This is a genomic window from Heyndrickxia ginsengihumi, assembly GCF_011008565.1.
GTDB lineage: Bacteria > Bacillota > Bacilli > Bacillales > Bacillaceae_C > Weizmannia > Weizmannia ginsengihumi.
In genome coordinates, this window is the sequence record NZ_JAAIWK010000008.1 from 56,669 (window position 1) to 78,042 (window position 21,374).

The window sequence follows — 21,374 nt, forward strand, 5'->3', positions numbered from 1 at the left end:
TTTGGGATCATATCCTTATAATGTGATCATATAAGGAATATGACCCTGTCGCTTTTTATTTTTGTTGAAATAGTTCTTCGGCCTTTTCTTTCAATTCCATGAGTTCATCGTCTTTAACTCCATGATCTTTTGCAATCAAAAAAAGTTTATCAACTAATTTTTTCTTTTCATGAAATTGGATGTCTATTGATTCTGGATGAAACGAAACTTTCTCAACTTGAACGCCCGCCTTTGAAAACAGTTCAACTGCAAACGGATGAACATGATAGTCTTGTGCATAATAAACTGTTTTAATTCCTGCTTGAATAATTGCTTTTGTACAATGTAAACACGGATAATGTGTGACATATATTTCAGCATCTTTTGTTTCAACACCAAATTTTGCACATTGTAAAATAGCATTCATCTCTGCATGAATCGTTCGAATACAATGCCCATCAACTACATAGCAGCCTTCATCAATACAGTGTACATCCCCAGCAATTGAACCATTGTATCCCCCAGCAATAATACGTTTATCCCTTACAATTGTTGCTCCAACCGCTAACCGTGAGCAAGTGCTCCGATATGATAAAATATGGCTTTGCGCTAAAAAGTATTGATTCCAAGAAATTCTCTCCATTCTCTTCTCCCTCTACTTTACAAATCTATTTATTTCATTTTTCATACATTAAAACAGACTTATCGAACCGTTATTGAACTTTGAATTTTCTCAAACGTTTTATCGCCAATTCCAGAAACGTTTTTTAAATCCTCCACTTTTTTAAAAAAGCCATTTTTTTCCCGATACTCAATAATAGCTGCTGCTTTTGAAGGTCCTATCCCTGTTAATGTTTGCAACTCCGTTTCATCAGCAGTATTAATATTGACAAGATTATTACTTGATTGCAAGCTGCTTTCGCCTTGTTCAGCAGCGGAACTGCTAGAAGCTGAATTAACCGTCGGCAACTGATTTTCTCCGACTTCAGGTACGTAAACAACCATTTCATCTTGAACTTTTTGTGCTAAATTAACTTGATTTTGATCTGCATCTTTTTTAAAACCACCAGCATCTTGAATTGCATCCTGAACACGTTCATTGCCGCTTAATTTATAGACACCCGGATTGTTAACAGCACCTTTTACATCGACATAAATATCTTGATTTTCGGTTGCCGACTGATCTGCTGTATTACTTTCATCTCCGGATGAGCTAATTTCGTTATAGTCATCGGATTTTTTCGTTTCTGATAAATGAATTGCTTGGCCAGTAACTTCCTTGTCCTTATTTTGACTAATAACTAAAAAAATTGCAAGAATGACCCCAACTGCAATAAACATCATCCAATACTTTCGCAGTAAAAAATCTTTCAAACACGATCACCTCACGGTAAAAATTTTTAGAATTGAATAAGATAGCAAATCTATGAATGAAGACGAAAGGAAACGAATAAGATGTTATGAGAAAAGCTTGAACGGTTCACTTAAGGAAGGAGGAAATGACATGAACATTGGCGTTATTGGAACCGGGAATATGGGAAGAATTTTAATTGAAGCACTTATTGACGGAAATGCTGTTTCTCCTTCACAATTTTCCATTACAAATCGTACACCTGAAAAGGCGATCAGCATTCAAAAGCAATTTCCAGGAATTAAAGTATTAAATATAAATGAAACTATTCAGAATTCCGATCTTATCTTTATATGTGTCAAGCCAAAGGATATTCATCCTATTCTTATAAAAAACAAGCACTTATTAACAAAGGACAAATGTTTAATTAGTATTACGAGCCCAATTTCAGTCCAACAATTAGAATCTGTCTTATCTTGTTCATGCGCAAGAGTAATCCCAAGTATTATCAACCGTGCATTGTCAGGAGTCACGTTATGCACGTTTGGAGATCATTGTGATGAAGACTGGAAAAAAGTAATCACTACTATGCTGTCGCGAATATCCAAACCGATTGAGATCAAACAGGATATTACTCGAGTAGCGTCTGATATTGTAAGTTGTGGACCAGCTTTTTTCAGTTTTCTAACTCAGCAAATGATTGAAGATGCTGTCAGTATAACAGCAATTGATCATGCAACCGCAACATCATTAGCAGCAGAGATGTTAATTGGAATGGGAGAACTATTGAAAAAGAATTTTTATACTTTGCCAAGCCTACAAGCAAAAGTCTGTGTAAAAGGCGGAGTTACCGGAGAAGGAATTAACGTGTTAGAAAAAGAAACGAAAGAAATGTTTAAAAAAGTATTTATCGCCACACATCAAAAATTTAAAGAAGATATTGAAGCTGTTCAAAAACAATTCGGAATCTGAATGAATAATATTTCGACATAATCGCTAAATTTCCTCCCTATATAAAAAAATCGGTAAATGACTTTTACCGACTTAGAGTGTTAACAGCCCCCATTGGATCTATTATTCGATGGGGGTTGTCCTGTTTTCTTTACACCCGATGTAAAAAATCTACTTAAATCCGTGTGTTTAAAATGAGCTACTTCCTTCAGTTAATCTCCCCATAAGTATCAATGAATCATTTGAAAATGTAAAAAAAATCGTTTCATAACAAGACCGAGTGAAGATCCAGTTGTTTATGAAAAATCTCTTTATTTTTAATATGTTTTTTGCATCCGTTCTATACGTTAAACTATAGAAGAAATCGAACAAACATAGCATATCGCTGGTTTAAGGATACAATTTTAAAACCTAAAAAGAATTTAAAAATAAACATTCCATTAGTTCGGAGAAGCATTTGCTCGGCGCTTGTCCGCGGAAAGCGAGCGGTAAGCTTTGGAGAACTATCCTCTATCTAAAATAAAAAAGACTGCCCTACAAACTAAAACAAGTTTGTTGACAGCCTCAGTGAATAAGTTATTTTCAGCAATCTCTTTTACGATGACTCTTTCATACATGTAAAGAAGATTCGTTCACTTTGCGAGGATGGTTGATCGACTGAAAAATCAGCTGTAATTGTTTTAACTGTAAAACCAGCTTCTTTTAGCCAATGACCATACTGCTCAATTGAAAATGTTCTTTGCTTATGTAATTCATCTATTCTTTCATATAAACCTGTTTGCTGATCCAATACAAAGAAACTAAGATCATGTTCCACTGAATATGGGTGTTCTCCTTCAAAGCAGTTCCATATGTAAGAAACCTCGTCATCATTTTCAGCAAAAGTATGATGAGCAAAAATATTTTCCATTTTATAAATAGAATGGACATCAAATAAAAACATACCACCGGGCTTTAAAGCGGTATATACATGTTTAAACGTTTGTCGAACATCATCTGATGTTGACAAATAATTTAAAGAATCACAGAAAATAGTCACAATATCATAATTGAAAAGACCTTCTAATTCACACATATTTTGTTGTAAAAGTGATAATGCTATTCCTTCCATCATTGCTTTTTGATTGGCAACAGTCAACATATCTTCCGATAAATCAACACCTGTTACATGGTAACCATTTTTGGCAAGACGAATGGACAGTTCACCTGTACCACAAGCTAAATCTAGTACACGTTTACCAGTATGATGATAAATTTTTTGCTGACGCTTTACCCAGTCTAACCATTCATCATACGGAGCATCTTTCATTAAAAAGTCATAAACATATGCGAAATCTTCGTAGCTCATGATAATACATTTGCAACGCTAATGGATGGTGCATCTCCCCATAATCTTTCTAAATTATAATAACTTCTCTCATCGCGATTAAAGATATGTGCAACGACATCGCCTAAATCAATAAGCACCCATTTTCCTTCGTCATAGCCTTCCATCCGTTTTACTTCGCCGCCCAATTCCTCTACTTTTTCTTTTACTTCACGAGCAATCGCTTGTATTTGTTTATTTGAATTTCCGTTGCAAACAAGAAAATAATCCGCAATTAAAGATAGACCTTGCATATTTAGTACAACAATATCTTCTGCTCGTTTATCATCACACGCTTTTACAACAACTTTTAATAATTCTTGATTATTCATAACTGCTTCCCTTCTTTCTTCATGATTAAATCATTATATAAAGCGAATGTATCTGGAAAAATGGATTGATCTTTACTTAGTAAAAACTCAATTGTATGTTTTGCAGCATACAAAACAGCTTCATCTAAATCCGTTTTAGCCAATTGTCTCGCTTTGTCAACACCTGGAAATTGGCGGCCAGGTTCAATATAGTCAGCTAAGTAAATAATTTTTTCAAGCTTATTCATATTCTCTCTTCCAGAAGTATGAAACTTGATTGCATCTAATATATCTTCATCTTTTATACCGACTTCTGTTTTAACTAAATATGCGCCAACTGGAGCATGCCATAATTCAACATGATAATGTAAAAGTCTGTTGTCCATATTTTGCTCGATAATGATTTGTTTCATTTCATCAGCTGGACGGAATTTTGCATAATCGTGAAAAATAGCTGCCAATTCCGCCTTTTTTTCATCCTCATTGTAGTTTTGCGCAAGCTCTATCGCTGTTTCCATCACACCGATCGTATGTAAATAACGGCGTTCTGTTAACTGCTCCTTAACGATTTGTAATGCTTTATCACGTTCCATATAAATGATGCTCCTTTATATAATCCCAAACTTGATCAGCAATTAAATATTGAACGGACATATTATGATATAATCTTTCACGAATAATAGATGATGAAATTTGAATATCCGGAATTTCCACAAATGTAATTGGATAATGGGTTATATGCGAATATTTTGGTCGGTTTACACCAACAAAATTCACTAGCTGAACAAGTTGCTCAATATTTTTCCATTTTGGTAAGTATTCAATCATATCCGCCCCAATAATAAAATAAAAATCTATATCTGGTTCCCGCTCTTTCAATAAAACCATCGTATCATATGTGTATGACGGACCTGTTCGCTCTAATTCAATTGTCTCTATGACAAACTTAGGGTGATCAGCAATTGCAAGCTTTAACATATTTAAACGATCATTATTTGTTACATCTGCTACCTTCATTTTATGCGGCGGTTCTTGATTTGGCATAAATCTGATCTCATCTAGTTTTAATGCCTGAAGTACTTCATTGGCTAAAATAACATGTCCAAGATGAGGAGGATCAAAGGTCCCGCCTAAAATTCCTACTTGCTTTTTCTTCATATTAAGTCACCCTGCTACGGAAGAACAATTTCTTTATTCTCTTTTGATTCTTTATACAAGACAATAGTATTTCCAATAATTTGAACAAGCTCCGCATTAGTTCCTTGCACAAGTTGATCTGCAACTGTTTGCTTATCTTCTTCGCAGTTTTGCAAAACACTAATTTTCATTAATTCTCGAGCCTCAAGTGCATCACTCACTTGGCGAATCATATTTTCGTTTACTCCGCCTTTTCCAACTTGAAAGATGGGATTCAAATGATGCGCTTTTGAACGCAAAAATCGTTTTTGTTTACCAGTTAACATTATTTCCCTCCTAATTTGTCCATCACTATCTGTTTCATCCGTTTGACATCTGGGGTTTGCCCAGTCCATTTTTCAAACGCAATTGCTCCTTGATAAATAAACATTCCAAGACCATTTTGAATATTGGCTCCCAACCTTTTTGCCTCGGCCAAAAAAGCAGTTTCAAAAGGATTGTATATGATATCCGCTACATAGGCGTTAACATTCAAATGTTTTAACGAAATCGGCTGCAGATGAACATTCGGATGCATACCGATCGATGTTGTTTGTACAATTAATGAGTATTGAGCTAAACATTCTTCAGCGTCTTGCAGCGTTATAGCTTTAGATTGACAATGAAATGGATTTGCTTGTTGCAGCGCTATAGCTTTTTCCAATGTACGATTGCAAATATCAATTTGTTTCACACCGCTTTGCGCTAAAGCATAGTAGATTGCTTTGGCCGCTCCGCCAGCTCCAACGACAAGTACATGCTCGTTCGTTACATCTTCTTTCCAATCCTCTTTTAAAGATTGAATAAAACCAGGGCCGTCTGTATTATAGCCAATCCACTTCGTCCCCTTCCTTACAACAGTATTAACCGCGCCAATTGCTTCAGCTAACGGATCTATCTCGTCTAAGTAAGGAATGATTGCTGTTTTATGTGGAATCGTTACATTAAAGCCAGAAACACCAATTGCTTTCATTCCTTTTACTGCTGCTTCTAAATTATCTGGCGTGACATGAAAGGCATGATAATCTGCATCATAGTGTAATGCTTTGAAAGCATCATTATGCATAAGTGGTGACATAGAATGCGCAATTGGGTCACCAATAACACCATATAATTCTCTCACAACGACTCTCCTCCCCTACTATTAAAGACAGCTATATATTTATACTTCATTACATCCCCTTGTCATCCAAACACTTTATACTTAAATTAAAGACTTTCTAAGCATTACATGTACGCCCTTCGGAACGTATGCCGCTACAATTGCACCTGGCTCATTTACTGTTACCCAGCCTAATCCAGAGAAAACAATATCTGTTTTTCCTTCTTTTATCGAAAATTCATAACGGACAAGTTCTGGAAAGCCTTCAAGTTCATCTTTTCCCGGCGGTTGCAGCAAATCACCGAGCTGCCTTTCATACAATGCATCGGCATTTTCTAATTTTGTTCGATGAATTTGCATCGCATTTGACAAATAGCAGACAAAAGAACGTCGTCCGCCTTTTATATAATCAAGCCGAGCTAATCCGCCAAAAAATAATGTTTGCTCTTCGTTAAGCTGAAAAATTATCGGCTTAATTTCCTTTTTAGGTGTAATCACTTTTAAATCTTTTTTGCCTACAAAATGCGCCATTTGATGATGATTAATAATTCCCGGTGTATCATAGAGAGCTGTGCCATCGTCTAATGGTATTTCAATCATATCTAACGTCGTACCAGGAAAATGGGAAGTTGTAATAAGTTCTTGTTCACCTGTCGCTTGCTTAATAACTCGATTAATAAACGTTGATTTACCGACATTCGTACAACCAACGACATATACATCTCTGCCATTGCGATATTGTTCAATCGCTTCCATAGCTTCATCTACTGAATGACCTTTAGCAGCACTCACTAATAAAACATCAATAGGATCTAAACCTAGTTCTTTTGCTTGCTGCTTCATCCATTGTATCATTTTTTTCCTTTTTACCGCTTTAGGAAGCAAGTCTTCTTTATTACCAATTAATAAAATTGGATTTTTGCCAACAAATCTTTGCAATCCTGGCAGCCAACTTCCATTAAAGTCAAATATATCAACGATTTTCACGATTAGCCCATCAACATCACCGAGCTGATTTAAAATCTTCAAAAAATCTTCATCTGTTAAAGAAACGTCTTGAACTTCATTATAGTGCTTTAAACGAAAACAACGCTGACAAATAATTTGTTCCTTATTTAAAGCGGAGGGTGGAGCGTACCCTAATTCATTAGGTTGATCAGTTTGAATCACAACCCCGCATCCTATACAATGTACTTTCATAGTTTCCAAACTTAATCCTCCCAAGATAATAATCCTTTTTTCTTAAAATAACTCATAATTCTTCTTTCAACTTTTCTATTGAATTTTGTCATAAAACCATCTGACTGTGCAACAGGCACAACCAAAATTGTATAATAGCCACTGCGATTGCCACCAAGAATATCTGTTAACAATTGATCACCGATTACAACTGTTTCCTCCTTGCGAACATTCATCATCTCAACTGCTTTATGGAAGGCTTTTGCAAATGGCTTCCTTGCTTTATAAATAAAGGGAATTCCTAGAGGCTCAGCAAATAATTTGACCCGCGATTGTTGATTATTCGAAACAATTGTCACTTTAATTTGGTGTTTTTTCATATTTTCAAACCAGCTTGTTAATTCTGGCGTTGCACTTGGCCGATCCCATTCCACTAATGTATTATCTAAATCTGTAATAATCGCTTTAATCCCTCTGCTCTTTAATTCTTCAGGTTTAATCATTAATACAGATTTTACTTGCTCATTTGGTAAAAAATTATCCAACAACAATCAATAACACTCCATTCGATTCATTACCATTTTTATCTAAACAATTATAGTATAGTTTTCTTACTTGTGTTTAAATTTTTCCTTAATCATACCAATTATACAATATTATTCAACTCCTAACATATTAAGAGAATGTTCTTGAAATTATTAATAGCATCTTATGAACGTTCATTTATCTATTACGCTGAATAATCATGCTATTTATGTGGTATTTGCCACCCTATAAGATAATTATCCAAATAATAAAAAAATAGAAAAAACATATTGTTTTTTTCGACAAACCTATTTATACTTTTTAAAGTGAGCGTTGATCACGTCATCAGATGACCATTTAACCATATCATTAAAAAGAAAGAGGGGTTTATTTATGAGGTATGTACAAAATTTTATTCCTATTCATGATCACTTATTTTTATCGGCCCTAGTTGCACTTATCCCAATTGCCTTTTTCTTTTGGGCGTTAGCAATTAAGAGAATGGCAGCAATGAAAGCAAGTCTAATCACGTTAATTATTTCTTTGTTTATTTCTGTAATCGTTTACAAAATGCCGGTTGCTTTTCCCGTTATGTCAGCCACCCAAGGTGCTGTATACGGAATCATACCAATTGGTTGGATTATTGTCACCTCAGTTTTTTTATATAAATTAACTGTAAAAACTGGGCAGTTTGAAATTATTCGCAACTCTGTTGTATCAATTACTGAAGATAGAAGATTACAAGCATTGCTCATTGCCTTTTCATTCGGAGCTTTCTTAGAAGGTGCTGCAGGATTCGGTGCTCCGGTAGCAATATCAGCAGCATTACTAGTTGGACTTGGTTTCAATCCACTGTATGCTGCAGGCATTTGTCTTCTTGCTAACACAGCACCTGTAGCTTTTGGGGCAATTGGTTCACCTATTATTGCTATGGCAGGGCCAACAGGTGTATCTGCATTAGAAATTTCAAAAATGGTCGGTCGGCAATTGCCCTTTATTTCAGCATTTATTCCGCTGTATTTAATCATAATCATGGCAGGCTTTAAAAAAGCATTACAAGTACTACCTGCACTATTAGTATCTGGATTTTCTTTTGCCATTACACAATATTTCACATCTAATTTTATGGGTCCTGAACTTCCGGACGTATTATCAGCTTTAGTGTCATTAGTTGTTCTAGCAGTATTTTTAAAATTTTGGAAACCAAAAAGTATTTTTCGGTTTGCACACGAAGAAGCAGCAGCTACTCTATCTGTTTCAGAACCGTCGAAAGCGATTTCTCCACATACAAGATGGGAAATCGTTAGGGCATGGTCGCCATTTATTATCCTAACAGTTTTCATCACAATCTGGGGAATTCCGCAAATAAAAAATGCCTTAACAGGACACTATACTGGAACAAACGCATTATTGAAAGCGGTTAATTATGTAGGGTCGGTATTAACCTTTAATCCGAATGTTCCATTCATCAACAACCATATTATGAATGGCAATGGGCAAGGTATTTCTGCAGCATATAAATTAGAAATTTTAGGTTCAGCTGGAACAGCCATATTTATTGCTGCTATCATTACAAAATATATTGTTAAGATTTCCTGGAAAGATTGGGTGCTTGTTTTAGGAGAAACGTTGAAAGAGCTAACATTTCCTGTTTTGACAATCATTTTCGTCGTTGCTTTTGCATATGTTATGAATGCCTCAGGAATGATTACCACTTTAGCATTAGCACTAGCGAAGACAGGTTCGTTTTTTCCGTTTTTCTCACCAATTTTAGGTTGGCTAGGGGTATTTATTACAGGATCGGATACTTCGTCAAACGTGCTATTTGGGGCGCTTCAACAAGTATCGGCTCAATCTGTAGGGATGAACCCAATATTAGCACTGGCTGCCAATTCTTCTGGCGGTGTCACAGGAAAAATGATCTCTCCACAATCTATCGCTGTCGCATGTGCAGCAACCGGTTTGATTGGAAAAGAGTCGGAGCTATTCCGATTCACCGTGAAGCATAGCCTCTTCCTGTTACTATTAATTTGTATTATCACATTTATTCAATCATTCTTTTTGACTTGGATGGTACCATAAAAAAGGACTGTTTATTCATAAACAGCCTTCAACATTAAGTAATAAACGTTTTTATATCCACTTTAGTAAAAAGGCTCGTCAGCATATCATGACGAACCTTTTTATTTTGTCTAAAAGATTGTTGGTTTTCAAGAAATATTATTCACCAAAATAATTTATTAAAAAGTTAATTGGAGCATGCGGGATTAGCGCGATTGCTGAGACCTCACAGGCGTGCAGCGCCAAGAAGGCTCAGCTTCCTTCTGCAGAAATCAACTGCCACCTGATTGAACTTTTATTTTTTATCAAAACCTTGTTTTTGAACATATTCCTTCATATAAAGACGCGTAGGTGTTGTAAATTTCACAGCCATTTGACTTGTCCAAGTATCTTGTCTTTCATTATTTGTTCTTTCTTTATAATATTGTTGTATCGTTTGATTGTAATCATGTAGCTGTTCTTTTAATAATTCTTTATTTGTTTGATATCCATTCTCATGGTAAACATGTGCAAACGGTAAACGTGGTTTTTTAGATGATTCATGGAGCGGATAACCAATTGTCATTGCGAATAATGGAATAACATGCTTTGGAATATTAAGCAGCTTCGAAACTTCAACTAACTGGTTACGCAGCCCCCCGATATAACAAATCCCAAGACCCATTGACTCTGCCGCTAATGCTGCATTTTGCGCTGCAAGTGCCGCATCAATGACAGCAATCATAAAGTTTTCCGTTCTTTCTAAGGAATCTGTAATGTCCACATTCTCCATTTCGGCGACAACTTGATGACGATATAAATCAGCACAGAAAACGAGAAGATGGCCGTTCTTTTCAACATATGGCTGATTGCCGACAAGATGAGCAAGTTGTTTCTTTTTCTCCTGATCTGTAATACCGATAATCGTATATGCTTGAACATAGCTTGACGTTGCTGCAGCCTGTGCACTTTTGACAATGACTTCGATTTGTTCCTTCGTTAACGGTCGATCTTCATATTTACGTATAGATCTGTGATTTAAAATGGTTTCAATCATTGTGTTCATTTTTTATTCCCTCCTTATGCTGAACATACTTTATCATATAGTCATATGGATGACCATTAATTTGTTTGATCTTTTCTTCCTCATATCCAAGTCTCTGATACAACTGCTTTGCCCTAACATTATCATGCGCAACATTAAGAGAAACTTTACTAAAACCGTATTGACCTGCTGCATGTTCTGCATGATGTATTAATTCTGTTCCGATACCTTTACCTCGATATTGTGGATGTACCGCAACAGTATCTATATAATAATCTCCACGATCTGCTTCTTTATCTAGTACAACATGATTCTGTTTCTTCCTTTTCAATCTTTCCATAATTGCTTGATCAAGTAATGAAGCATCATCCCCTGAGTATGCAATTAAAGTCCCCGCTATTTCACCATTTACTTCAGCTACTATACTATTTTGATAGCTGAGACGATTATTCTTTTGAAGAAATAAATAAGCCAACTCTTTCCGAATGCTGACTAGATCAGTTTCTCCTGTTAATGCTTCAGCTATATCTTTAATCGCTAAATGAATTAAATACGCTACTTCCTGTGCATCTTTCTCATATGCTTGTCTAATCACCTTTACACACCCCACCTGTCATTATGAACATCTCCATTTATTATAGTAGAAAAAGGTAAAAAGGTCAGATGATGCAGGTTCAATATATCACTTTATATTGAACCTGCATCATCTGACCTTATCAGAGCATATAAAATCGTTACATCACTTTTGTTTTTTTGGCACTAATCCTAGCCCTTTTCCTGTAGCCATTTTCCCTATTGAAGCAAGAATCATTATAATACTTACTATAAGCATAATCGTAAATAAATCATGATAAGCACCTAATACAGCGTCTTTTTTGGAATGTAAAACAAGCTCATAAAAGGCCATATTTTCTGCCTTACTTTGCGGCAGACCATGTTGCATAAACTGCTTGGTTAACTGTGAAATTTCCATATTTGTTTCTCCACTAAACTGTCCAAGAGTAGAACGAATATGTTCATAATGAAGTTGATTTTGGCGACTTAGATACCAACCAATAACAGGAGAAATGATTGCCCCAACAAAATTACGAATCGAATGCAAAGTTGTTGATCTCAGCGAAGCTTTATGAAGATCACCTGCAAGCGCTGTGCCAAGAGCACCCCCGACGAGGACCATACTAACGCCTGCACCAAGACAAGCAACTTGAACATATAAGGCGGTTAATGAAACATCAGGATTCATCGTTCTCCACTCCAGGCTGACATAAATAACAGCAACGGATCCGATAATCCCCATTACACCAGCACCCAGCTTGCTGTATAACAACGTTTTTAAAATCGCAGTAATCAAAATCCCAATAAAAAACCAAAAATAAAAATGCACTAAATAATGGTACGGAAGATCTTTATCATTTCTTAAAAAGCCATTAATACCAGCAATCGATAAGACAAGTAGAATATGTGAAGCTACTGCCATAATAGTACCTGAAATTGGCTTAGCAGCTTTTAACGTTGCAAACGGCACCAAAGGTACTTCTTTTTGAAGATCGACGTAAATGAAGATTAAGATTAACAAGCCGGCAACAATTAAATAAGGCCACACATAAAAAGATGAAAAGCCTTTGTCCATGAGATTACACAATGGAGTCGCTAAAGAAAACATAATCAATGTTAGTAAATAAATACCCATTTTATCAATTGGCTGCTTCTGGTGTTCCTTATGTTTGGGAAAAGTAAAGTAACCGACAATTAAGCAAATAATTGATGTAATAATATTTAAGATAAATAGCCAACGCCATTCATCAATATTTAACGATAAGGAACCGAAGCAAGCCCCCATTGCTGTTGATCCAAATAAACCCGTAATAATCATAAATAAAAAGAAATTACGAATGTTCCCTGGAAAAGATCTCAAACTAATTGGCAACATCGTCAAGAAAATCATACCTGCACTTAGACTTTGTACAACCCTGCCAAGAATAAGAACAACGATATTCGGAGCAAAAACATTCAAAATAGAAGCACATAAAAATAGAAAAATACATGTTAAATAATGTTTTCTAATGCCAGCGTTTCGGGCGATCATTGGACCAAGCGGAACGCCCAGTGCAAAAGCAAGGTTTGAAAGTGTCGCTGGATATAATGAGAATTGCGAATTAAAATGTAGACCATTTTGAATAATTTGCTGGTTCATCGTATAAGAGAGATTAATAAAATATTGAGGTCCTATTGCAAAAATCGTTAAAATTGAAATAATAACAAAGCTTGGAATACCTATTGTAGACGAATTTGTGTTCGTCTCGACATTGCCTTGGCTCATCTAGTTTCCCCTTTCTAATGGTTTAATAGGCCGACATACTCGACCTGTTATGTGAAAAAGCTCTTTTTCTAAAAAATTGTTGTTGTTAAAGAAATCTTATTTATCAATTGAAACGAAGGATGTGAGACTCCTGCGGGATTAGCGGAAATCGGTGAGGACCCGCAGGCATATAGCGCCGAGGATGCTCACCATCCGCCCGTTGGAAAGCGAGCAACCTCGAGTGTAAATCAACTACTCCTTTTAATAAAAACAACAAAATTTCCGAAAACAGCTTTCGGAAACCAAAAAAATTCCCCTTGAATGGAAATTTTTTTACTAACCTTAATTTGTATATTACAATATGTATTATACAACTTTTAATCAATAAAGCAATAGTAGTCGTGGTGATATTTATGTGACACCACCTATTCTTTTATACCGATTTTTCGTTAATTCGATTATTAAGTGGTGTCTAATCAATCAGGAAAAATTTGCACTATTTATGCCATTTTTTAAAATCCTTATTTAAACGAGCCAAGTTTGCTTCTAAATGTTTTAACTCCTCAGGCGACCAATCATGGAGCATTTCAGTATAGGCATCGTACCTAGCCTTCTGTACAGTATGTAAAATCTTTTTCCCTTCAGACGTTAATTCTACAAGACTAATCCTGCCATTTTGTGAATCAGGAAAACGCCGAATATATTTCTTTGTTTCTAATGTTGCTACTTGCCTGCTAGCAGTTGAAAGATTTAACAATAAATTTTCAGCAAGTTCATTAATTGCTAAAGGACTAGATTTTTCTAATTCACTTAATAATAAGTATTCAGAACGGTCTAGACTACCTAAACGCGGGCTGTGGGCAATTGTTAAGCGCACGAGTAACGCAATTTCATATTCTATTGCTTGAAGTGAATCCTCTTTCAATATTCTTTCACCTCTTTTAAATCTATTAAAAATACTGTCATAAGAAAAGTATAACATATATAAAAATAATGATTAACGTAACAACTGTAACTTAATGCCGTTTTGTCCAGTCAGCATCTTCATCCATATGTAAAAAAGAGATATCGGTATCCACCACTCCCACCATCTTCTTCAAACTTACATTCTGTCCCTTAAGCCATTTCGCAAAATCAACACGAATTGGTTCTTGGTTTCCTCCCAGTGCAAACCATACTTCCAGCTGTTGCGGCAAATATGCAGATGTGTGAATCGTTCCTGCCCAACTGCCATATAATGTTGAAAATATTCCTTTATCCGTATCATTAAATAGCCTAAAGGCATCATAAGCTTGCTGGATCGTATGTTGTCTTGTTTGTAAAATACTTAAACGTCGCTTAGAATCTTCTAAATGGTGGCGATTTTCATGTTTCATAATTTCAAAATGATTCGTACAGGCATTTCCTTGACGTACTTCAACGCCTCTTGGAGTTGTTTCAACAATATAAGTAGTACTTTGTTGATCATAGACTACATAGCTAAAGGAATGGCGATGCGGGATTTCTTTCAGCATCGCAACAGCCTCTTCAACATCGGCACAGGCCTCAAGAATGAGCCTTCCAATCATACAGCAAATGAACCCATCACCTGGCTGTTTACGATTCATGAAATTATATCCAATTGCTAAGCCTTTTTCATTCATCCCGTCCATCCGTCCAGTCACTCTTTGAGTTGGACCGACAATTGCATAACCTTGATCGCTCGGCTGAAATAAAACATAACGGCCTTCATACGTTTTTGGATGATAGTCGTAATTTCTTATTAAGAAGTTATCACCTGTTAAAATAGAACAGCCTGATCGTCCATAATCCAAACGATATCCTCCGAATTCTTTTAAAATAAGTTCTATCGGCCATTTCAAAGCTGCTTGTAATCCCTCTAGTTCCTCCCAAACACCCGGAGCAAATTTCATGATTGCACGGCAAGTCTCATCCGTGCTAATTAAAAATCTTGGTTTCCTTACTCTCCACTGCTGTTCACGATTCTTAACACTTAATGAATTCAATAATCGTTGACCTTGCATATAACCAAAATCATAATGTGTACCTCGAAATTGAATGATATCACTATATATTTGTCTCATCTCATCCCCTCTTTCATATTCATAAGCATAAAATAAGTTTTAATAAAAATAAATACTTTACGAATCCTGATATTTTCCATGCTCCTATTGGTATAAGATTGATTTGTCTCGCATCATTAAATCTAGCTGTAAACATATAAATCGGTTCCTTCTGAACGACCGATATTTAAAGATATTCCAAGAATCGTTCGACAAATTTCTACTTTTTCCAACGAATGTGGATAACTTTATACACACTTTTCACAGTGAAATATAAAGGTTCCGTTTCTTTATAAACAACTTATCAACAAGTTGTAAACATGTAATTGTGGATAAAGGAACACTTGTTCCACAACGATAAATTTGATAGATTATGTGTAAGGACATAGAATTACATTCATTCCTCTACATTTGCACTATGTTCAACGTCTAACATTAGGAGGCGGAAAATATGCATACACTTTCAGATGAACTTTTAATTGAGTCTTATTATAAAGCGATAGAATTAAAACTTAGCAAAGATTTTATTAAAATGATTGAAAAAGAAATCAAACGTCGCTCCCTTTTTAACAAATTGCAAATTTCTTCTTGATGAATCAATGTCCCTTTTTCTAGGGATTTTTTTTGTTATAAAAAAATTGGCGAAGAATATGTTAATATTAATCATCAAAGATTCATGCAAGGGTGGTGGATAGCATGTTTTCATATGAGTTATTTGATGAAACCATTAAAAAGCTTAAAGCCCATTCTGCTAACTGTTTAACGATCATAAATGTATGTCTAGGTATAGTTTCTATACTTTTTTCTGTAAAAAATCTGCATTTAGCAGTTGTTCTTGTATTGATTGCTGCATTGATTGATGGTTTTGATGGGAAAGTTGCCCGCAAATTAAACATTCATTCCGATTTTGGAAAACAGCTCGATTCACTATGCGATATCGTGTCTTTTGGTACTGCTCCTGCCATCATTATGTATCATGGAATTTTCCATCAATTCAATTTGCTAGGCATTTTTTTTATACTTTTTTATATCGTTTGCGGCACAATTCGTCTAGCACGCTTTAATATTATGGAATTCAGCGGACATTATACGGGCTTACCAATAACTGCTGCAGGTGTCGTTCTTTGTGTAAGTTACACCGGAATTCCATACTTGCCATCCATTTTTTTCTTCATCCTTATTTTTCTTCTATCCATTTTCATGGTATCAACATTTAAATTCAAAAAATTATAAGAAAGCTTAAGTTTCACGTAAAAAGCAGCAGAGCTAAAACACTTTCTGCTGCTTTTTATTTTATCCAAGTAACGCTAAAAATTCTTCAATATCCTCTATACAAAGTTTCAATCCGGCTTCCCAGAAGTCCCGTTTCGTCAAGTCAACGTCTAAATGTTTTTTTGCTAATTCTTCTACGGTCATTGACGCCGTGTCTTGAAGCAAAGCAATATATTTTTTCTCGTATCCAGCTCCTGCTTCCATTGCTTTCGCATATATACCTAAGGAGAACAAGTAACCGAAAGTATAAGGAAAATTATAAAACGGTGTGTCTGTTATATAAAAATGAAGTTTTGATGACCAAAATTGCGGATGATATTGACCTAATGCATCACCATAAGCAGTTTTTTGGGCATCAATCATAAGTTCATTCAAACGTTCTTTATGAACGTATCCTGCCTTCCTTTCTTCATAAAAGGCTGTTTCAAAAAGAAAACGAGCATGGATATTCATTAGCAGCGCCACTGATCTTTGAATTTTATCTTCTAAAAGAACTAATTTTTCTTCTTTAGATGCGGCCTGCTTCACAGCTGCATCAGCAATAACCATTTCTGCAAAAGTGGATGCTGTTTCAGCGACATTCATCGCATAGTTTCTCTTTAGTGGATGAATTTCATGAAGCACAGCAGAGTGAAAAGCATGCCCTAATTCATGCGCCAATGTTGAAACATTTGATGGCGTACCAGAATACGTCATGAAAATACGCGACTGTTCACTTAGCGGAAAAGATGTACAAAAGCCACCTGCTCTTTTGCCAGGCCGATCTTCTGCCTCAATCCATCGATTCTTGAAAGCTGTCTTTGCTAAATCTGCTAATTGCGGTCCAAATTTATTGAAATGTGAAATGATGAATTCTGCTCCTTCATCAAAAGTCATGGTACTATTAGTATTGCCGATCGGCGCTTCTACATCAAACCAACTAAGCTTCTTAATGCCTAACATTTCTGCTTTTTTGTTTAAAAACCGGACTAATGGTGCTTTGAAATCTGCAATTGTATGCCACATTGTATCCAATGTTTCCTTTTTCATACGACTGATCGCAAGCGGCTCCTTTAAAACATCTTCCCATCCTCGCGCTTTATAGACAGTTAAGCGGAATCCTGCAAGATGATTTAATATATCTGCAAGCATATCTGTTTTTTCGCCCCATGCCTCTTCCCATTTATGAAATACTTCTTTTCTAACTGCCCTATTAGGATGATTGAATAAGTTTGATGCTTGCCCAACTGATAGCATATTCGTTTCGCCGTTTTCTACAAATGGAATATAGACATGACTAGCAAGGGTATCGTATATCTCTCCCCATCCATGATAACCATCAACTGAGAGGGAATGAATAAGAGACTCTTCAGCTTTTGATAACTTTTCTTTTGCATGTTTTCGTCTTTCTGTTAAGAAAAATTGAAGTTCACTAAATTCTTTTTTCTCTAAGAGCTGTTGCCATTCCCTATCTGAGATGCTACGAAGCTTCTCATCAAAAGTTGTTAAAATGACTCCATATGTAGCCAACAATTGTGAAACCTTTGCCCGCAGTGAACCCGCTTTCGAATCTGAAGTATCTTGAGCTTGTAAGCAGCTAACAAATGAACTTGCTTGTTCAAGTTGCTGCATATTTGCTTTTAGCATTTCTAAAAGGGTGTAAAAACGATCTGTATCCTGTAAGTCAAGTTGCCAAGCCTCTACATATTGTTGAAATGCACTTAAATCCTTTTCGCTCTTATTAAGAAAATCTTGAAAAGCAGGCGAATGACTGCCACCCATAAATAATACGTCTAGATCCCAGTTTTGTGAAAATGTAGGAAACTTCACAATTAACCACCCTCTCCAATGATTGCTGTTTCTTATATTTTAAAAGTATACCAGTATATTTCCTCTCTTCCTAATTTTTATAATTTTCCACATAACTTTCATTTATCTTAGGGAAATTATTATTCACTACTTTCTGTTGGACAGACACAATTCTTTCCGATTTTACATAAATATTAGATATATAGGCAAAAGCCTACTGGAGGTGGAAGCATGTCTGGAATTTTAACCGCATTTGGATTGATGTTTAAAGAGCTCGTTTTTTTAGTATCCTATGTAAAAAACAATGCCTTCCCACACCCCCTATCACCTAGTGAAGAACGGAAGTATCTCAAACAAATGGCAGAAGGTGATGAAGAAGCACGCAATATGTTAATTGAGCATAATTTACGTTTAGTTGCTCATATCGTCAAAAAATTTGAAAACACTGGTGAAGACTCTGAAGACTTAATATCTATCGGTACAATTGGATTAATTAAGGCGATTGAAAGTTATTCGGAGGGCAAAGGAACAAAACTGGCAACATATGCCGCCAGATGTATAGAAAATGAAATATTAATGCACTTAAGAGCATTGAAAAAAACAAAAAAGGATGTCTCATTGCATGATCCGATTGGTCAAGATAAAGAGGGGAATGAAATTTCTTTAATTGATGTTTTACAATCGGATGCCGAAGATGTTTTTGATACCATTCAGCTGAATATGGAATTAGAAAAGGTAAAAGAGTTTTTCGATATTTTAGACGACCGAGAAAAGGAAGTTATCGTTGGTCGTTTCGGCTTAGGTTCAAAAAAAGAAAAGACTCAAAGAGAAATTGCAAAAGAGTTAGGAATTTCCAGAAGCTACGTATCACGGATAGAAAAACGAGCGCTCATGAAGATGTTCCACGAATTTTATCGTCTTGAAAAGGAAAAGAAAAAACAAATAGATAACTAGCAAGAAAGCCATCAGTGAAAAGTATCTGCACTGATGGCTTTCTAATTTAATCTGACTTATTATTTCTTTTGTTTCTATAAAATAACACTGTAAACATTAAAATATGCAAGAACAATCTCGTCACTCCCAACGATGCTGCTAGGTAGTATCCTTCGCCGCTTCAATAAAGTGCTGTACTTTTTCATTGTGATTGATTAAATACAATACCGTCATATTTCATCCATCCTTTCAAATTTAGCAATGCCTATAAATGTGTAATGTGTAGCTCAGCTTTTTTAATATTTAACTCTTCAAACCTCTCTTTTACTTGTTCATCGTGTAATTGCTGTTCTAGCGTTTTAGCATTGCGCCTAATTGTTACCGTAATAAAGATTAAATTGAGCGTCATTGTATCACCTCCCAAAAAAAAAGCCGCAGGAAATAATCTTCCTGCAGCCTAAATTTAAAAAGCCGCAAAAAGAATTTACATTCTCCTTGCGGCTTATGTGCATTGTTTAATAAACTAAATTAACACAAACTCATCCTCATCAAGGTCGAATGTTGAAATGATTTAGTTGTGAGTACAGTTTTCATATCCATAACACAGTTCATTGTTTTCGACCTCCTATAGATGAATTTGTTTACATAGGAAATTATATCCAATCTCTTTTATAAAGTAAACCCTTATTTGCACTATTTTTCAAAAAAATCAAACGAATAGATTTACATAAATTCCTTTTTGCTTCTTTCACTCCTTTATCATATTAATTAACATGATAAACGTGCTACATTCAATTATTAAACAAAACTCAAAACAAAAAAAACAAACCGCCTATTAGACGATTTGCTTACTTATCTTTGATCTAATCGCTCTTCAAGCAATTGAAGACCTTCTTCGCTCTGTTGTAGCTCTTCATAATATTTTCGGGATAAAAAGAAGAAAAGCGCAGCGATCCCTATGAAAACGATGTTTCCAGTCATCATGATTTCAGTCATCTTCTCTGTTTTTCCTTCTACAGGCAGTACAGCGCCTAAATATATAAAGCCCGTAACGGCTAACGTGATAAATGCATATATTTTAAAATCCATCATTTTCCCATATAATTCTTTCGCCTTTCTCACCTGTCATTCATCCTTTCTATGACTCTGATATTCTAACTGTAACATAGACGTGAATGATTTTTGACAAGTAATTAGAGGCAATGATGGAAATTATATACGCTCTTATTTAAGATGTTTTACAATGCTCATGACAAAATTAGCGGAATTTACTGCTGCAGTTTCAAGAAACTGATCGAATGAAATATTTGATTCCTTCCCAGCGATATCTGATAATGAACGGATGATAACAAATGGAATGTTAAATTGATATGCTACTTGTCCAACAGCAACTGCTTCCATTTCTACTGCTTGAACGTCAGGAAAATGTTCACGAACAGCTGCTACTCTTTCTGGCTTATCCATAAATGAATCTCCAGTTGCTATTAAACCTTTGCTTACTCGGATTGCTTGAATCTCCTGTGCTGCTTGTTCGGCAACAGCAATTAATGCTTTATCTGCTTGGAATGCTGCAGGCATTTGTGGAACTTGTCCGTACTCGTAGCCAAAAATCGTCGCATCTACATCGTGATGGCGCACTTCTGTTGAAATGACGACATCTCCCACTGTCAACTCAGGATTTAAACCTCCAGCTGACCCTGTATTAATGACAACGTCCGGTTGATAAGTTTGTAGTAATATTCCTGTCGAAAGTGCGGCGTTTACTTTACCAATTCCTGATCGAAGCAGAACAACTTCTTTACCATTTAATTCTCCCACAGTGTATTCATAACCAGCAATCGTCTCAACTTGACGATTGGATATATGTTCTCTTAATAAAGACACTTCTTCTTCCATTGCACCAATAATAGCTACTTTCATGACTTAACCTCTTTCATTCAAAGTTTTCTCCTCCATTATAAAGGAAAAATGGAAAATATCATATATCTTGTACA

24 protein-coding genes are annotated in these 21,374 nt (G+C 35.6%); 5 read left to right on the forward strand and 19 right to left on the reverse strand.

Annotated features, from left to right (window positions below):
* Positions 1–55: 55 nt before the first annotated feature.
* Together G4D61_RS07060 and G4D61_RS07065 are read right to left on the reverse strand one after the other, a co-directional pair.
* Entirely contained in the window at positions 56–622 is a 567-nt protein-coding gene (locus tag G4D61_RS07060; protein WP_025726650.1) for a ComE operon protein 2, read from the reverse strand.
* Positions 623–681: 59 nt separating this feature from the next.
* Positions 682–1,353, reverse strand: coding sequence for a helix-hairpin-helix domain-containing protein (locus G4D61_RS07065; protein ID WP_025726649.1), 672 nt, complete (start codon positions 1,351–1,353; stop codon positions 682–684).
* Positions 1,354–1,483: 130 nt separating this feature from the next.
* On the opposite strand from G4D61_RS07065, the gene comER reads away from it, so the two are divergent.
* Positions 1,484–2,302, forward strand: a complete 819-nt coding sequence (comER, locus tag G4D61_RS07070; protein ID WP_025726648.1) for a late competence protein ComER — start codon at positions 1,484–1,486, stop codon at positions 2,300–2,302.
* Between the two features lie 574 nt (positions 2,303–2,876).
* On the opposite strand, the gene G4D61_RS07075 is transcribed toward comER, so the two are convergent.
* From G4D61_RS07075 to G4D61_RS07110, 8 genes are all read right to left on the reverse strand, one after another.
* Positions 2,877–3,629: a class I SAM-dependent DNA methyltransferase gene (locus G4D61_RS07075; RefSeq protein WP_163173576.1), complete on the reverse strand. Its 753-nt coding sequence runs from the start codon at positions 3,627–3,629 to the stop codon at positions 2,877–2,879.
* Positions 3,626–3,979: a ribosome silencing factor gene (gene rsfS / locus G4D61_RS07080; RefSeq protein WP_035354819.1), complete on the reverse strand. Its 354-nt coding sequence runs from the start codon at positions 3,977–3,979 to the stop codon at positions 3,626–3,628. The genes G4D61_RS07075 and rsfS overlap by 4 nt, the downstream gene beginning before the upstream one ends.
* Entirely contained in the window at positions 3,976–4,551 is a 576-nt protein-coding gene (gene yqeK / locus G4D61_RS07085) for a bis(5'-nucleosyl)-tetraphosphatase (symmetrical) YqeK (RefSeq protein WP_035354822.1), read from the reverse strand. Before yqeK ends, rsfS begins: the two co-directional genes overlap by 4 nt.
* Entirely contained in the window at positions 4,541–5,116 is a 576-nt protein-coding gene (locus tag G4D61_RS07090) for a nicotinate-nucleotide adenylyltransferase (protein WP_035354825.1), read from the reverse strand. Before G4D61_RS07090 ends, yqeK begins: the two co-directional genes overlap by 11 nt.
* A gap of 14 nt (positions 5,117–5,130) precedes the next feature.
* Positions 5,131–5,421, reverse strand: a complete 291-nt coding sequence (gene yhbY / locus G4D61_RS07095) for a ribosome assembly RNA-binding protein YhbY (RefSeq protein WP_025726643.1) — start codon at positions 5,419–5,421, stop codon at positions 5,131–5,133.
* Positions 5,421–6,257, reverse strand: coding sequence for a shikimate dehydrogenase (aroE, locus tag G4D61_RS07100; RefSeq protein ID WP_035354828.1), 837 nt, complete (start codon positions 6,255–6,257; stop codon positions 5,421–5,423). The genes yhbY and aroE overlap by 1 nt, the downstream gene beginning before the upstream one ends.
* An 81-nt stretch (positions 6,258–6,338) precedes the next feature.
* Positions 6,339–7,445, reverse strand: coding sequence for a ribosome biogenesis GTPase YqeH (gene yqeH, locus G4D61_RS07105; RefSeq protein ID WP_200886135.1), 1,107 nt, complete (start codon positions 7,443–7,445; stop codon positions 6,339–6,341).
* A gap of 2 nt (positions 7,446–7,447) precedes the next feature.
* Positions 7,448–7,966, reverse strand: coding sequence for a YqeG family HAD IIIA-type phosphatase (locus tag G4D61_RS07110; protein ID WP_163173578.1), 519 nt, complete (start codon positions 7,964–7,966; stop codon positions 7,448–7,450).
* Positions 7,967–8,333: 367 nt separating this feature from the next.
* Between G4D61_RS07110 and G4D61_RS07115 the strand changes: the two genes are divergently transcribed.
* Positions 8,334–10,022, forward strand: a complete 1,689-nt coding sequence (locus G4D61_RS07115) for an L-lactate permease (RefSeq protein ID WP_163173580.1) — start codon at positions 8,334–8,336, stop codon at positions 10,020–10,022.
* 274 nt (positions 10,023–10,296) lie between these two features.
* On the opposite strand, the gene nfsA is transcribed toward G4D61_RS07115, so the two are convergent.
* The 5 genes from nfsA to G4D61_RS07140 all read right to left on the reverse strand — a co-directional run bounded on the left by nfsA (position 10,297) and on the right by G4D61_RS07140 (position 15,408).
* Positions 10,297–11,046 (reverse strand): oxygen-insensitive NADPH nitroreductase, encoded by a 750-nt coding sequence (gene nfsA, locus G4D61_RS07120; RefSeq protein ID WP_025726638.1) that lies wholly within the window; start codon positions 11,044–11,046, stop codon positions 10,297–10,299.
* Positions 11,030–11,620, reverse strand: coding sequence for a GNAT family N-acetyltransferase (locus G4D61_RS07125; protein ID WP_025726637.1), 591 nt, complete (start codon positions 11,618–11,620; stop codon positions 11,030–11,032). Before G4D61_RS07125 ends, nfsA begins: the two co-directional genes overlap by 17 nt.
* Positions 11,621–11,764: 144 nt before the next feature.
* Positions 11,765–13,345, reverse strand: coding sequence for an MFS transporter (locus G4D61_RS07130; RefSeq protein WP_052137738.1), 1,581 nt, complete (start codon positions 13,343–13,345; stop codon positions 11,765–11,767).
* Positions 13,346–13,820: 475 nt separating this feature from the next.
* The gene (locus G4D61_RS07135) at positions 13,821–14,249 is read right to left on the reverse strand and encodes a MarR family winged helix-turn-helix transcriptional regulator (protein WP_035348087.1); all 429 of its coding nucleotides are present in this window, start codon (positions 14,247–14,249) and stop codon (positions 13,821–13,823) included.
* Between the two features lie 91 nt (positions 14,250–14,340).
* Positions 14,341–15,408 (reverse strand): C45 family autoproteolytic acyltransferase/hydrolase, encoded by a 1,068-nt coding sequence (locus G4D61_RS07140; RefSeq protein WP_035352452.1) that lies wholly within the window; start codon positions 15,406–15,408, stop codon positions 14,341–14,343.
* A 430-nt stretch (positions 15,409–15,838) separates the two neighbouring features.
* Between G4D61_RS07140 and G4D61_RS07145 the strand changes: the two genes are divergently transcribed.
* Positions 15,839–15,979 carry a sporulation histidine kinase inhibitor Sda gene (locus tag G4D61_RS07145; RefSeq protein WP_025726633.1) on the forward strand — a complete coding sequence of 47 codons (141 nt, stop codon included), beginning with the start codon at positions 15,839–15,841 and terminating at the stop codon, positions 15,977–15,979.
* Between the two features lie 104 nt (positions 15,980–16,083).
* On the forward strand, positions 16,084–16,620 hold the full coding sequence (gene pssA / locus G4D61_RS07150) for a CDP-diacylglycerol--serine O-phosphatidyltransferase (protein WP_025726632.1): 537 nt from the start codon (positions 16,084–16,086) through the stop codon (positions 16,618–16,620).
* 60 nt (positions 16,621–16,680) lie between these two features.
* On the opposite strand, the gene G4D61_RS07155 is transcribed toward pssA, so the two are convergent.
* Positions 16,681–18,468, reverse strand: a complete 1,788-nt coding sequence (locus G4D61_RS07155) for a M3 family oligoendopeptidase (protein ID WP_035352455.1) — start codon at positions 18,466–18,468, stop codon at positions 16,681–16,683.
* 210 nt (positions 18,469–18,678) lie between these two features.
* Between G4D61_RS07155 and sigK the strand changes: the two genes are divergently transcribed.
* The gene (gene sigK, locus G4D61_RS07160; RefSeq protein WP_025726630.1) at positions 18,679–19,401 is read left to right on the forward strand and encodes an RNA polymerase sporulation sigma factor SigK; all 723 of its coding nucleotides are present in this window, start codon (positions 18,679–18,681) and stop codon (positions 19,399–19,401) included.
* Positions 19,402–19,645: 244 nt separating this feature from the next.
* Here the strand turns inward: sigK and G4D61_RS07165 are convergent, their stop codons facing one another.
* The 3 genes from G4D61_RS07165 to mtnN form a co-directional block, all read right to left on the reverse strand.
* The gene (locus G4D61_RS07165) at positions 19,646–19,789 is read right to left on the reverse strand and encodes a YrzI family small protein (RefSeq protein ID WP_081749930.1); all 144 of its coding nucleotides are present in this window, start codon (positions 19,787–19,789) and stop codon (positions 19,646–19,648) included.
* A gap of 443 nt (positions 19,790–20,232) precedes the next feature.
* Positions 20,233–20,502: a YrhC family protein gene (locus G4D61_RS07170; protein WP_025726629.1), complete on the reverse strand. Its 270-nt coding sequence runs from the start codon at positions 20,500–20,502 to the stop codon at positions 20,233–20,235.
* Between the two features lie 102 nt (positions 20,503–20,604).
* Positions 20,605–21,300, reverse strand: coding sequence for a 5'-methylthioadenosine/S-adenosylhomocysteine nucleosidase (mtnN, locus tag G4D61_RS07175; protein ID WP_025726628.1), 696 nt, complete (start codon positions 21,298–21,300; stop codon positions 20,605–20,607).
* Between the last annotated feature and the right edge of the window lie 74 nt (positions 21,301–21,374).

What these genes read in the sequence shown, in the direction of transcription:
- G4D61_RS07060 (WP_025726650.1), bottom strand. Translation starts at nt 622, where the DNA reads ATGGAGAGAATTTCTTGGAATCAATACTTTTTAGCGCAAAGCCATATT.
- comER (WP_025726648.1), top strand. Translation starts at nt 1,484, where the DNA reads ATGAACATTGGCGTTATTGGAACCGGGAATATGGGAAGAATTTTAATT.
- G4D61_RS07075 (WP_163173576.1), bottom strand. Translation starts at nt 3,629, where the DNA reads ATGAGCTACGAAGATTTCGCATATGTTTATGACTTTTTAATGAAAGAT.
- rsfS (WP_035354819.1), bottom strand. Translation starts at nt 3,979, where the DNA reads ATGAATAATCAAGAATTATTAAAAGTTGTTGTAAAAGCGTGTGATGAT.
- yqeK (WP_035354822.1), bottom strand. Translation starts at nt 4,551, where the DNA reads ATGGAACGTGATAAAGCATTACAAATCGTTAAGGAGCAGTTAACAGAA.
- G4D61_RS07090 (WP_035354825.1), bottom strand. Translation starts at nt 5,116, where the DNA reads ATGAAGAAAAAGCAAGTAGGAATTTTAGGCGGGACCTTTGATCCTCCT.
- yhbY (WP_025726643.1), bottom strand. Translation starts at nt 5,421, where the DNA reads ATGTTAACTGGTAAACAAAAACGATTTTTGCGTTCAAAAGCGCATCAT.
- G4D61_RS07115 (WP_163173580.1), top strand. Translation starts at nt 8,334, where the DNA reads ATGAGGTATGTACAAAATTTTATTCCTATTCATGATCACTTATTTTTA.
- nfsA (WP_025726638.1), bottom strand. Translation starts at nt 11,046, where the DNA reads ATGAACACAATGATTGAAACCATTTTAAATCACAGATCTATACGTAAA.
- G4D61_RS07130 (WP_052137738.1), bottom strand. Translation starts at nt 13,345, where the DNA reads ATGAGCCAAGGCAATGTCGAGACGAACACAAATTCGTCTACAATAGGT.
- G4D61_RS07140 (WP_035352452.1), bottom strand. Translation starts at nt 15,408, where the DNA reads ATGAGACAAATATATAGTGATATCATTCAATTTCGAGGTACACATTAT.
- G4D61_RS07145 (WP_025726633.1), top strand. Translation starts at nt 15,839, where the DNA reads ATGCATACACTTTCAGATGAACTTTTAATTGAGTCTTATTATAAAGCG.
- pssA (WP_025726632.1), top strand. Translation starts at nt 16,084, where the DNA reads ATGTTTTCATATGAGTTATTTGATGAAACCATTAAAAAGCTTAAAGCC.
- sigK (WP_025726630.1), top strand. Translation starts at nt 18,679, where the DNA reads ATGTCTGGAATTTTAACCGCATTTGGATTGATGTTTAAAGAGCTCGTT.
- G4D61_RS07165 (WP_081749930.1), bottom strand. Translation starts at nt 19,789, where the DNA reads ATGACGCTCAATTTAATCTTTATTACGGTAACAATTAGGCGCAATGCT.
- mtnN (WP_025726628.1), bottom strand. Translation starts at nt 21,300, where the DNA reads ATGAAAGTAGCTATTATTGGTGCAATGGAAGAAGAAGTGTCTTTATTA.